This is a genomic window from Halogranum gelatinilyticum (assembly GCF_900103715.1).
GTDB lineage: Archaea > Halobacteriota > Halobacteria > Halobacteriales > Haloferacaceae > Halogranum > Halogranum gelatinilyticum.
Map to the genome: position 1 here is coordinate 1 of NZ_FNHL01000005.1, position 12,304 is coordinate 12,304.

The following is a 12,304-nucleotide window of genomic DNA, read 5'->3' on the forward strand; positions in this document are numbered from 1 at the left end:
ACTCGAGTTCCTGCAAACACGTCTTCGAGCAACGGGTCAGGTCGCAACAGCACTCATCACCGACGCGGGCGGCCATCTCGAACTTCGTGTGACACTCACACCATCGTACTATCCAGACTCCGTCGAGGAGGCGACGCTGGCTGTTCGCTGGTACACGAACGACGACTTCAAAATTCACTACCGGGAGGTTCAGTCAGACCGCTCCTGGGAATGTCGGTGGGATCGTCACCCCAACCCCCACAATACCCGAGACCATTTCCACCCTCCACCGGCTGCCCCCACCCCCGGCGACGACGCTTCGTGGCCGACTGACCATCGCGACGTGCTTCGGCTCGTCCTCGACGAAATTGAAGACCGGATAGCGGCCCTGTGGAGTGAGTAAGGGATGTCCCAAAGGTGAGCCTGTATCGCGAACGATTTTGTCACCCCATTGTGAATGAGTAGGTAGAATGGTCGTCGTTGAGCACGTCACCCGCCTAAGCGACCGGCGCTCACAGACCTCTTCGGAGACGTTTCCGGACGACACATTGGAAGCGATCCGGTCTGCCGTCGAAGCTGTTTCAACGAGTGTCTTCGAGGATACGGCAAAGCACAAAGAGATCGGGGCATTTGACGCTTCAATTGCTGACGCACTACCCCAGTACGAGTACGAGGGGGACGCCGCCGGCGGCTACAACCCAAACTGCAAACTCTGGTCGCATCTGGACTTCAACTACAGCGTCGATCTGTACAACGCTGACGAGCGTATTGCCATCGAGGTCGAGAAGAGTGAGCGGAAGAACATCAGCGACGACCTGCTCAAATTCCAGAAAGGCTACCGCACCAAGAAGGGCGGCCGGCCGAAGATCGAGTTCGGATGCTTGGTCGTGCCGGTGAACTACCGAGGATCCGACAACCTCTACCAGCACAGCCTGACCAAGCTCGACTTCATGAAGGGCGTCCTGTTCATCGACGACGTCGCCGTCATCGGCTATCGAGATCCGCGACCGGACTGACGCCGTACGACCTGACCTGTTTGTCTGCGCCGCGAGGCGTGCAGCGCGTGACAGCGTGTGCAACGTGATTCACCATGGCTGATCCCGATATTCACGACGACACAAGCGCCGACTACGAACAGCTCGAGAAAGCACTGCTCGCCCAGGACCGCGATGTCGCCGGCATCGACACGGCGGACGTCGACGACGAAACGGCCCAGTACCTGGTCAGCGAGCTCATTGACGCGGACGTCATCACTACGGTTCCCGAGGACCGCGTTCTGGTTCACGAACCGAGCGGCACCGCCTTCGACTCGACGACGCAGCTAGTCGTCTTCCACCGTGGCTGGACGGCCGCCCGCGGTGCCGACGAGGAAGCCGAGTGATGCAGCAGACGCTCGTTGGCTGTGCCTTCTGCGACGCCCCACCCGGCACCGAGACTGGCGAGGCGCATACCTGGGGAACAAATGAGCGGGTCACCCACCCGATCTGTGTCGACTGCGCTATCCAGACGGAGTCGGATCCCAACCACTGCGATCATCATGCCTGCGACGGGTGCGGGCTCGTCGTCGACGCACTTGCAGCGCTCACGCGGTTCCGCGTCGAACTTGGGCATCTCGAAGGCCCGTTACAGCTGTGCGAGCAGTGTAGCCCAGGCGGACTGGCGACGTACTGGACACGCGACCTCGAGGAACATCTCGTTAGTGAGTCTTGAGTCGGAGTCGGAGGTGGTCAGAAAGGGTGGAAACTTGCTCACAGCGTAGGCACGGCTCCCTCTTCACCAAGATCAGATCGTCATTGAGCGACGTTCGACGCGCCCATCGGTTACCGCGACGGCGTCTTTCGCTTCCAGCCGCCTCACAATCTCCTGTACGTCCGCTGCAGACCAATCAAGCTCCTGTTGCAGGTCAGCCACCGACTTCGGTTCGTCAAGCGCGTGCAGCACCTCCAACTCCTCGTAGACGCGCTCGGTGATCTCCGCCACGGGGTCGTGCAACGGTGTCGTCACGTTGTGTTGGTCGGTGAGGTCAGTCAGCGCTTCGTTGATGTACGTCACGAACAGCTCTTGGTCCAAGAGTTCGACCTGCGTCTCAAGTTCCGCTTCGACGACGTCGAACTCGAGGCCGGTCTGCATCAACGAGAACATATCCTCGATATCGTCCACCCGACCGGCAACCGCTTTGAACAGGAAGATGTCTTCTGGACTCACGAGTTCGACCACGAGATTTCCCGGGTCGAGATAGCGTTCGCTCCGCTCACGAATGCCTGGAGACAGAATCAGCTTGCCAATCACCTGCTGGTTGAAGATGTCGATACGACACCCGTCATCGTTCTCGAGGATACGCTGGGCACCGAGTTCTTCGTACTCTTCGTCCGGTTCCCGGACGATATCGTACCCCAACTCGAGGAGCACCGCTTGTAGCTGACTCAGATCGTCGCCGGAGGAGACGATGAGGTCGATATCTTTGGTCGTCTCCTTGAGTCCGCGAAAGGCCATCGACCCACCGCCAATCAAGAAGACAGTAAGTGGGTTGTCCAGCTGCTGGCCGATGCGCTCGAGTTCCGACCGGATGTATGAACTATCAAACCTCGCCCTCATAGCGCCACCTCGTACTCCTCAGCCAGTTCCTGGAAGTCCTCCCACTCGGGGAGTCGCGACGTCCGCTGGGCACCGCTGGTGTCGAGATACGTGTAGAGGTCGTCGACGACGTCGTCGACGCCGTACTTGGTGGCTTGGGCTCGGAGTTCGTCGCGGTCGATGTCGACGTGACTGAGCAGGAGGAGACAGTATGACTGCGTCCGTGCGCCCGAATCGATTACGAGCATGTGGCAGCACAATGTCTCCGGCGAGAGCTCGTTCGTCGCCTCCGAATAAAGGTAGTACCGACGATCACGTGCCAACAGCGGGAGACCGTATCGCTGGAACTGGTCTGGACCTGTCGGAATGAAGTGTTCGTCGGCGATCTCAGTCGTCGTCTGTACAAGGAACTCGTCAAGCGATTCCCACAGAATCGAGTACGTGTCGGTCTGTGCTTCGACAGTCTGGCGGTGGACGTGATGGGCAAGCTCACGAGCGAATACGCTCAGCGGTTCGAAGCCATCATTCAGTGCGTACGCCCCGTCGTCAGTTTGGTAGACGATTCCGCGATGCTGAAGCGGGGCTAGCGCACGGTGGACGGTACTTCGGTGGACGTCGGCGCGGCGTGCGAGTTCGGTCGCGGTCCGTGGGATGTCGAGGTAGTAGCACACACAGAGGGCAGCCCCTGACAACAGCTCCGGCCAGTCGATGTGTGGATACTCCTGTGTGAGATCCGTAAGTAACTCGAGGGCCTTTGCGTCCGACAGTCGAATCTGCTTTGTTTTCCCCTGTCGACGTGTCTCGACGAGGCCAGTCGTTTCGAGTCGCTCGACGAGTTCTGAGGTGTAGCTGAGACTCCGATCGAGATTCGTCGCGAGTTCAGAGACCGTCTGCTCACCGTGGAGGGCTGTAAGGGCGCGAACCTCACCTTCTGTGAGCATCCTGTTGCATACTAGCGAACCAATATATAAATCGCTTCGGTATTTTGCAACGCAGAGCTGACTCTGTCGAGGATGTAGGCATAACGGATGAAAGCCCTCGGCCGCTCGGCATCCCGCGACCACCGCTGCGCTCCTCGTGCCTGCGGTGCTTGCGGGGCCGGGGGACGACCGAGACGGCCTCGCCCTTTCTGAGTCCGCCAGGATGGCGGCTGGGTTACTGAGCGTCGAGAGTGGTTGAACGGTGTTTCTCTACGGCCCGCCCCGCTCGCCGCTGCCGCCCTCCGCGTCGCTCGCGACCGACCATTCCGGGCATGCGGGCGCTCTCCGCACCGCCCGCGCCCGTTCCGGGCTAAAGTGAATCTGGTCTCGACGCCAGCGGGTAACCGCGGGGGGTTGCGCGGCGTGGCTGCTCACCCCCCACGCTTACTCCGCTGGACGCTCGCTCCGGGCGGGTCGGCGCGCGGTGCTGGTTGGGTGGCCTCCCTATGGCGCGCTCTCGCTCGCGCCCCAGGGGGCGCTCGCGAAGGCGCGAGCGAGAGCGCGCAGATGGTTCTGTCGGTCGGTGTCGTCGAAGAACCGCGATGTAAGGGCATCGCGGTGTCGGGCGCGTGAGCGCCTTCGGATCAGTGAGATCCAATGTCAAGTAAGAACGTCTTTGGTAATGAGGTTTCGGTCGATGAACAGGCATTCGAAAAAGCGGACGAAGCGGCGGTCGACGAAGACGGCTTCGAGGTCGTCGATGAGACGCCGGAGTTCCAGGCGACGGTGCAGATGGAGGTGCAGGCAAAGGTCGATGCGAACCACCCGGACGGGATGGTCGACACCAGCGACGAGCGGATCTACGGTGCGACCCTCGAACAGGAAGAGCGCATTCGGGCGCGGGAAGCTGAACTGGAGCGCATCAGTGCCCAGGCAGAGCTGGGGACGCAGGAAGGTCGGGAGAAGCGGACGCGAGACATCGCGGCGAAGCGGAGCGCTGAGCGGCGTGCAGAGTTCCAGAAGCGGGCGGCGAGCGTGAACCCGATGGCTGACCCGGAACGAGGTGATCCTCGTGCAGAACTCACGCAGGAGCAGTTGGCGGCGGTGAACAAGCAGTCGATGCGGCTGGCGAAGAAGCTGGATGGCTGGTCACGAGCAGCGATTGGTCGGCGGCTGGGTGAAGCTGTCGTCGGTGGGAAAGACCTGATGAGCGCGGTCGTCGGGGTGTTCGAGGAGTTGCAGACGGCGCCGGGGCAGGTGGTTCCCATCGGAAAGCTCGAGGACGTCAATCGCAAAGAGGTGAGCATCGAAGGTACTGTGACGCAGCTGTGGGAGAGCGACTCCGCGGCAATTCAGCAAGTCGGACTCATCGAGGACGAAAGCGGGCGAACGAAGTTCACGAGTTGGGTCGCAAGTGACCAACCCTGGATCGATGAGGGTGAGACGGTTCGCATTCACGGAGCGGCGAAGAACTGGTACAATGGGCGCGTCTCGGTGGCTCTGACCGGCTGGAGCACCGTGATGTTCCCAGAGCGCGGACGGTGGTGGGAATAGCCAGTCGTCGCACCCTTCTTTTTTGCTACGTGCCGGACCGACCCAGACCCCACCTCCCCACCCTCCGCTCCGTGCTCGCTTCGCTGCGCGCGCAGCCACGACCTATAGAATCAGCTCTAATTTCGTGGCGAAGAACTCAGCCCGATGTACTGCTCTAATTGTCCAAATCGAGTGAGGCTGTGGATGTTTCTTCACCTGCGAACGTCTCCAGCAAGTACAGCACGCTAAATCCGAGGTTCTCGTGAATCCACTGCTGGTTCGAGTAGAGATCCGTGAAGTCGCCGGTGACGAAGTGACTGATGCCGATTTCCTCCTTCAGGAATACCGCATCGCACAATAGCGCGATATCGGCGTTGTTCTTCATTCGGACTGGCCACTCCTTCAGCCGTCTCTCGACGTCCGGATACTCCCGGTCGCGCACCGGCTCCAGATATACGCGAGCCTCAATCTGATCCTTATTTTTGATCGACCTCTCCATCAGGACATCTTTCAGCTTTCGAGCGGCCTCACGAGCTGTCCGCCGGGAAATCTCCCCTTCCTTCTCGAAGTGCCATTCAAAATACTTCTGGAGCCGTGGCCGTACTTCCTTCTCCTCGGACTCCTTCATGTCGAAGCGGTCGACGTACTCGTCCATCACCGTCTCAATGTCGAGCTCGTCGTCACGATAGGTCTGCAGCTTCTTCCCGAACTGTCGCAGCTTCAATCGGAGCTTTGCCCGCTTCTCCCCATACAGCCCTTCGTCCCGTTCGAGTCGGATGTCAGCGTTTCGTCGACTGTTGTGCTCGGTACTTGAACAGTATTCGTAGACTGCGTTCTTCCCGGTATAGATCGTGTTGTCGGTGTCGAACAGGCGTTTGGCTTCGGGGTACCACCGGTCGTTTAGGAAAGTGAGTCCGAGCAAGCAGTTGGTGTCTACGAAGTACCGAGTCATAGGGAATTGTAGTTAAGGGGCGGTGGAGAGTCCGAGAAGGGCGATTGCAACTCCGTTAGCGGCCTCCGATACTACATCGTTTTCGTCCAAATCTGTGTGTAGGCGGGAGCGTTCTCGTTCGATAAGTTGGAGCTCTTTCCGGATGTCGTCTTGTCGGCCTTCGAGATCTTGAGTGTCAAGTTCTTCAGCGATTTCTTCCGGAGTCAGGCCCGTGTTTTCGCGTTGGGCCAAGTCGATGCAAAAGATGGTCCAGAACAGGTCAGAGACTTTCAGGGCCTTTTGGGGCCTGTATTCTTCTGCGTCAAGTTCAGCGCTTAGAACCGAGTACCAGAGATCGAGATCCTGCTCAATCCAAGGGTAGTCATCAACTGGGAAGGTATCGATAATATCGAAGACTGTATCCACGACTGCTTCCTGGCTGGAGTCTACCTCAGAATAATCAGGTTTGTTGTCGATAGCGTCACTGAGTTGTTTGTCGAGTTTTCGGTAGTGGCGCTGGACGTCGTAAGGCGCGTCCTCGTACATTTCATCAGTCAATCCCTCCGTGTTTTGTTCATATAGCCGATTGAGTGCTCGGGAGAGTGCGAGACGGGCCTTTGTTTCTTCCTCAGGAGGAAGAGAGACCTGGGAAGCTGAAAGGCTGCACCGAACTTCTCGGGCATCGTCGCTCCAGTCGATTGTAACTGGGGATCCACCAGTCTTCGCCATCGTTCCGAATTTGTACCAGAAATGCTGGATATCGGTGTCCAACCCTACATCCTCAAGTTCCTTGTCAGCAAAGTAGAGCAGCTTGTAGAAGGTTTTCGGGCGTAGTGGGTTTGAGTAGAATCTTTCATCCAAGAGAAGGGCCGTTACCTCCCCTACGCTCAGTGTAGAGGTCATACTTATTCTAAGATATCAACAGCCCATCTAATTACTGTATTGAAAAAGGTGAATCTGAATCGTGAAGCTTCAGAAGCACAGCTAGGCATTCTGTTCTTGGTTCGAGTATTGATTGTTCATTACGACGAAATGATTTAGGAACTGTATTGCGAGGTTCAACATAACGTGGCGCTCACCAACCTCCTAGGCGAACGCGAAGCCCTCGCGAAAAATTCGGAGATCTACGGTGACAAGGTCCAAGAGTACATGGAGGCGATGGGGTACTACATCACCGAAACATCGCCTACCCATGGCGGCCTTGTCGATCAGAAATATGAACTCCCAGAGATCAGAGGGGACCGGGAGGTCTGGGTCGAACTCAAGTGGACGGACCAGCGCCGACACGGGAAGAAATTTCTGGAGGAGATGGGGAAGTACTTCCTCCACTACATGGACCGGCCTCCTGAGAAACGGTTCGACGTGGCCATCTTCGGGCGGAACCTCGAGAACTTCAACGAGTGGCGGAAAATCTTCGATGTCACCAAGCAGACCGACGAAGCAATCCAAGAGTTCTACGATCGGGTGTGCGAGAACGACAAACTCTCGGACGACCACCGAAGGAAGATCAAGAGCTATCCGATGGACGACTTCGAGGAGTTTCTGAGTGACACTCACGTCTACCAAGCCGACTACGACTCGCTCTTGATGAAGATCGAGGAGTTCGAGAAAGACGACCGGTTCAAACCGGACTTCTTCCAGCGCGAGGCCGAACCAATCACCGGCAGGACAGAGCTGACCACCAACCTCGTCGAAATAACAGAGTACCCTGAAACGCTGTATATCGGAGACCAGGTGGAGGGAGCGACCCAGGAGGTCGCATTCAAGCTCAGGCCCTTCACGGTGCCGACGTGGTTCAAGTCGAACAAGGTGTACAGCTTGTTGCCGCCAGAGGATATGCCGAAAGCGGTCAAACAGTTCATCAACCCGGATACGGTCGAGGAGACCGGGTTCCGGTCGTGGGTAGAGGCCGACCAGAGGAACGCCGATATCGGGAAACGACTGATCCGGGCCGTTGTTCTCTCCAAGGGTGAAGACCGTGGCTGCATCGCGATAAACTACCGTAGCGACTACCACCTCTACTTCCCGCATGAAGACCCTGACGAGGAAGTACGGAAGGAAGAGGGCAGACAGGTCACCCGATACTTCGGTGACGGAGACTCTCCATTCTTCCGGCACCACTCACTCCGTATTGGCATCCTCGAATACTCGGGGCAGTACTTCCTGACCCTGAAGCCAGCGATCCTATTTACCACCAACGGGAAAGAGAACCGGATCACCGGAGAACAAGCCAAGCCATTGCACGACAGGTTCAGTCCCAGCCGACACGGGAACAACAGGAAAACACGGAGCCGGATCAATCACTGGTGGAAAATCCTGGACTACGGCGACACCAAACAGGACGATCTGGACATCGGGACAGAACCCGTGATGCTCGAAGTCAACAAAAGGCCACCCAGAGACACCGACGAACGGGACGGCAGTATGCAGAACAAGTGGCTGGGGGAGTTCCAATGACCGGTTTCACCGCTGAGGTCCTCGACGAACCCGGCTTGATGTTTGCCGACAGCGAGGAAGCCATCGATCCCCGAGTTGGGCTGATGAAATACGGGCCGAGAACACCGTCCGGCAAATCCGAGCACCAGGTTATCAACATCGGGTACATCGGGTCTGGTCGGTCTCTCGGCGGCCTTGAGAAACTGTTTAGCGACATGGAGCTGGCGATCACCGCGGACGAAGACAAGTCGAAGCGGTGGAAACCACCGTTCCCTGGCCTCGGTGAGCGGTCACCGCTGAACTTCACGTTCAACACGCAGAAGCGGTGGCGGCAGACGATTACCCGAGGCGAGATACGGGATTTGAAACAGATCCGCAGCCGGAAAGATCGGTTGGAAGAGGCCGTCGAGATCATCAAGATCAACCTCGAAGTCCTGTACGCCAAGGAGACGCCACCTGACGTCGTGTTCATCGCGATTCCCGAAGCGATGTGGGACGCCTGCACTCCATCCCACCAGGACCATGCCCGGATGCAGTCAGAGACCAGCGACTTCCACAACCGGATCAAGCTACTAGGGATGGAAGTAGGGTTGCCGACGCAGCTGATGCAGCCGAAGACCCTCCGCGGTGAGGACGTCCAAGACAAATCCGAAATCGCATGGAACATCGCGGTCGGAACACTCTACAAGGCGCAACGAGGCCATCCTTGGAAGCTAACCGAGTTGGAGGATGGGACGTGCTTTGCTGGGATTTCCTTCTACAAGGAACGAGGCGGTGACAAATCTCGAACTCGGACTGCGATGGCTCAAGTATTCCTGGAGACAGGGGAGAACTTCATCCTTCGAGGCGATCCCGTCGAAGGAGAAAAACACGGGCCAGGCAACAACCATCTCGCAGAGGAAGACGCCGAACAGCTAGTCAAAAAAATTCTTAGGCATTATCGTAGTCACAAAAAGACAGAACCACGACGGTTGGTACTTCACAAGCGGTCAGAATTCTGGGAAGACGAGCGTGAGGGTTTCATCAAAGGTGCGGGGAGTATCGAGTTGATGGACTTCGTCACGGTGCGAGAGCGACATCCGGTTCGGGCTTTGAGTTCCGGGATCTATCCGGCACTTCGAGGAACTATGCTCTCCGCCCCTAACCACGAAGAACATTACCTGTACACGAAGGGATACATCCCCGCGTTATCGACGTACCCGGCTTCGAATATCCCGGAGCCAATCGTGGTCAAACCAGATCCAGAGGTCAGTGATTCATCACCGCAAAAGCTGTGTCGGGAAATGCTAGCATTCACGAAGTTGGATTGGAACACGTCGGACTTCTGCACAAAGCTCCCAGTCACGATTGGGATCTCAGATGCCGTAGGGAACATCCTTGCTGAGGCCGAAGCTCAAAATACTCGTCTAGACATCCATTACTACCACTATATGTAGGCTGTCGGGCTGATAGAAGCCGAGTCAACCCATATTCAGTAGTCTCAGTTCATCAGATCAGAGTTGGATACTTCCAAGGCGTTGATTTTTATATGCCCCTCGATGGGTGAGGGGCTCGGTGTTGAGGCGAGTTCCCCGTACTCCGGTGAGACACATGGCGACGAGAGATATCTACGAAACGAGCTTCGACGAAGACGTCCAAACGGAATCGAACGCAAACCAATGTCCCGAGTGCAGTGGCCGAGTCACTACCAACTCAGTCGAAACCATCTGTGAGGACTGTGGACTCGTTATTGACGAACAACGAATCGACCGCGGTCCGGAATGGAGAACTCATGATCAGGACCAGCGAAAGCGAACGGGCGCTCCACTGACTGCAGCACGTCACGACCGGGGACTGTCGACGGAGATCGGTCGCAGGAAAGATGCGAACGGAAACGAACTCTCTGGGCAAAAGCGCCAGCGACTGTCCCGAATGCGCCGGGAACAGAATCGTGGTCGGTTCCAGTCGAAAGCCGAGCGAAACCTCGCACACGGGCTGGGTGAAGTACGAAGAATCGCCAGCGCCCTCGAGCTTACAGATTCGGTCCGTGACCAGGCGTGTCAGCTGTTCCGGAGCGCTCAGAACGAAGACCTGCTTCGAGGCCGATCAATCGAGGCAATTGCGGCAGCAAGCGTCCACGGGGCCTGTCGCTGTAACGGCCACACGCGGTTACTCGACGACGTCGTCGACGCAGCACGCGTCGAACAATCGAGAGTCGCGAATGCGTACAAGACGCTGAATACAGAACTTGGGCTCCCGACTCAGCCGGTTCGCCCGAGTGAATACATCCCCCGTCTCGCGTCAGAACTCGATGTTCCAACGTACATCCGACAGCGGGCTCGGAGGTTGGCTGAACAGTCAGAATCGTCAGGAGCCGCGTCGGGTGTCAAACCGTCAGGATTCGCAGCGGCCTGTTTGTACAAGGCGGGTCGCGAAGAGGGACGGTGGCTGACGCAGGCGGAAGTGGCGGAGGTGGCGAGCGTCACTGCAACGACCATCCGGTCGCATCGAGACACGCTGAACGAATTGGCGGTCTGAAGACGCTGTCTGCGAGTTCTGTGCCGATTCGAGTTCGGCGTTGGTGGCTGAGATTTAAATACAGAGACGAGGGAAGGTGCTGCCAGACGACTCTATGAATGGACGTCAGTCTGATTTTGAGGAACTACGACCACTTGGTGAAGCGACTCGCGTTCCCGACGACGAGCTTTCTGGACGAGGGAACGCTGGGCGATCAGAGGGACAGCGAAGAGAAAGGCCGGATTCGTATCCAGATCGAACGAGATCGACACGGAGCGAATGTTCCTCCTGTGGTGCGTCGATTCCTGCGAACCGTACCAAGTGTCGGTTCTGCCTCTCGAATCATCTCGATGGAACCACCGACGATAGTCGCACCCCGGATACTGAGTGGACACTACTCCACGTCGTCCATCTGCTCGTCGAAGCGTCGACGTTCTACGCCGCCGTCGCGAAAGGTGCTGCTGCAGCCACACTCCTCACGAAGGCTGATAGGGATCCAGTAGTTGACGACTGCCAGCTGCTCTACGACCTCGATACAAAGCCTGCCGCACAGCTGACCGACAAGTGGCCCTCGCTCCCCGAAGCAGTTCGAGTCACCTCTGAAAGCGGTGAACAGCTACTCACAACCGCTCGTAAGCGCACGGAACAGACAGAGTCGACGCAGTCGTCGTGTGAGGGGGCGCACACGACGTTCCTCTACGACGAGGGAGGGCACGACGTTAGTGAGGAAAGTCGGCTTACAGGCTTACTTGAGAAAGCCGAGAGCGACGTCTGGTTAGTGCCAGCGATTGCACTTCAGCGTTCCGTCGACGACGAGCACTCAGAGGATCGTCGGCCCAACATCCCCTCGAAAACACGTCTTGACTGTCGCAAGTGTGGTCGAACGACCGAGCATCAGTTCCAGGAGTTCGAGTCGCTCCCAGCTGACGAGTGGTCTGGCCAGCCAATGTGGGAGTGCCAGGTGTGTCAGTCGCCTCGTCACGGACCAGACCCCGAGTAGGATAATCGATTGAACAACGCCTTAACCAACATAGGATGACTGCACGAAGTCTGTTGGTTAAGTCTGGTGCAGGACTTCAGCGGGAGACATCAGCGTACCTGCTTCGTTTTTCTGCGCCAGAAGTAGGCGGAGGCGTACATCATGGACCCACGAGACACACCAGGATACCGACTGCACCGCGCGCTCAGCAACCTCAACAGCATCGATATCGAGCAACTGGACGCTCCCGACCGAGAGCGAATCGTTGAGGCCACGACGCGTCTGGAGCAGGTGGGACTACTCACTCGACCAGGCCCTTCGGAGAAATCGAACACCAAGGCCGAATCCTGAAGAAAGGATCGGTCGAACAGCGTCGGTTCAGCTTCTCTTCCAGTCGGCTCTGTTGAAATCCCCACATATCGATAGGAGTGGCGTGCTGAATGTAGAGCGTCTATT

Annotated in this window: 14 protein-coding genes; 10 read left to right on the forward strand and 4 right to left on the reverse strand. The window is 57.6% G+C overall.

Annotated features, from left to right (window positions below):
• From BLR57_RS19645 to BLR57_RS15670, 4 genes are all read left to right on the forward strand, one after another.
• Nucleotides 1–382 (forward strand): toxin-antitoxin system TumE family protein (locus BLR57_RS19645; protein WP_244510056.1); only part of this gene is annotated, 382 nt, incomplete at its 5' end.
• Between the two features lie 67 nt (nt 383–449).
• Complete coding sequence (locus BLR57_RS15660; RefSeq protein ID WP_089699103.1) at nt 450–995, forward strand: hypothetical protein; 546 nt, start codon at nt 450–452, stop codon at nt 993–995.
• A gap of 74 nt (nt 996–1,069) precedes the next feature.
• Nucleotides 1,070–1,360: a DUF8069 family protein gene (locus tag BLR57_RS15665; protein ID WP_089699105.1), complete on the forward strand. Its 291-nt coding sequence runs from the start codon at nt 1,070–1,072 to the stop codon at nt 1,358–1,360.
• Nucleotides 1,360–1,689, forward strand: a complete 330-nt coding sequence (locus BLR57_RS15670; protein ID WP_089699107.1) for a DUF7558 family protein — start codon at nt 1,360–1,362, stop codon at nt 1,687–1,689. The genes BLR57_RS15665 and BLR57_RS15670 overlap by 1 nt, the downstream gene beginning before the upstream one ends.
• Nucleotides 1,690–1,761: 72 nt before the next feature.
• Here BLR57_RS15670 and BLR57_RS15675 read toward each other — a convergent pair whose 3' ends face one another.
• The gene (locus BLR57_RS15675; RefSeq protein ID WP_089699109.1) at nt 1,762–2,574 is read right to left on the reverse strand and encodes a DUF6036 family nucleotidyltransferase; all 813 of its coding nucleotides are present in this window, start codon (nt 2,572–2,574) and stop codon (nt 1,762–1,764) included.
• Nucleotides 2,571–3,494 (reverse strand): ArsR family transcriptional regulator, encoded by a 924-nt coding sequence (locus BLR57_RS15680; RefSeq protein ID WP_089699111.1) that lies wholly within the window; start codon nt 3,492–3,494, stop codon nt 2,571–2,573. Before BLR57_RS15680 ends, BLR57_RS15675 begins: the two co-directional genes overlap by 4 nt.
• A gap of 636 nt (nt 3,495–4,130) precedes the next feature.
• On the opposite strand from BLR57_RS15680, the gene BLR57_RS15690 reads away from it, so the two are divergent.
• Nucleotides 4,131–5,027 carry a DNA-binding protein gene (locus BLR57_RS15690; protein ID WP_089699113.1) on the forward strand — a complete coding sequence of 299 codons (897 nt, stop codon included), beginning with the start codon at nt 4,131–4,133 and terminating at the stop codon, nt 5,025–5,027.
• A 154-nt stretch (nt 5,028–5,181) separates the two neighbouring features.
• On the opposite strand, the gene BLR57_RS15695 is transcribed toward BLR57_RS15690, so the two are convergent.
• Nucleotides 5,182–5,958 carry a hypothetical protein gene (locus tag BLR57_RS15695; protein ID WP_089699115.1) on the reverse strand — a complete coding sequence of 259 codons (777 nt, stop codon included), beginning with the start codon at nt 5,956–5,958 and terminating at the stop codon, nt 5,182–5,184.
• 12 nt (nt 5,959–5,970) lie between these two features.
• Nucleotides 5,971–6,840, reverse strand: coding sequence for a hypothetical protein (locus BLR57_RS15700; RefSeq protein ID WP_089699118.1), 870 nt, complete (start codon nt 6,838–6,840; stop codon nt 5,971–5,973).
• A 165-nt stretch (nt 6,841–7,005) separates the two neighbouring features.
• On the opposite strand from BLR57_RS15700, the gene BLR57_RS15705 reads away from it, so the two are divergent.
• The 5 genes from BLR57_RS15705 (at nt 7,006) to BLR57_RS19755 (ending at nt 12,199) form a co-directional block, all read left to right on the forward strand.
• On the forward strand, nt 7,006–8,394 hold the full coding sequence (locus BLR57_RS15705) for a hypothetical protein (RefSeq protein WP_089699120.1): 1,389 nt from the start codon (nt 7,006–7,008) through the stop codon (nt 8,392–8,394).
• Nucleotides 8,391–9,809 carry an argonaute/piwi family protein gene (locus BLR57_RS15710; RefSeq protein WP_089699122.1) on the forward strand — a complete coding sequence of 473 codons (1,419 nt, stop codon included), beginning with the start codon at nt 8,391–8,393 and terminating at the stop codon, nt 9,807–9,809. Before BLR57_RS15705 ends, BLR57_RS15710 begins: the two co-directional genes overlap by 4 nt.
• A 154-nt stretch (nt 9,810–9,963) precedes the next feature.
• Nucleotides 9,964–10,890, forward strand: a complete 927-nt coding sequence (locus BLR57_RS15715; protein ID WP_089699125.1) for a transcription initiation factor IIB — start codon at nt 9,964–9,966, stop codon at nt 10,888–10,890.
• Between the two features lie 94 nt (nt 10,891–10,984).
• Complete coding sequence (locus BLR57_RS19750) at nt 10,985–11,869, forward strand: biosurfactant protein 1 (protein WP_244510077.1); 885 nt, start codon at nt 10,985–10,987, stop codon at nt 11,867–11,869.
• A gap of 141 nt (nt 11,870–12,010) precedes the next feature.
• Nucleotides 12,011–12,199 (forward strand): DUF8012 family protein, encoded by a 189-nt coding sequence (locus BLR57_RS19755; RefSeq protein ID WP_089699129.1) that lies wholly within the window; start codon nt 12,011–12,013, stop codon nt 12,197–12,199.
• The last annotated feature ends 105 nt before the right edge of the window (nt 12,200–12,304 follow it).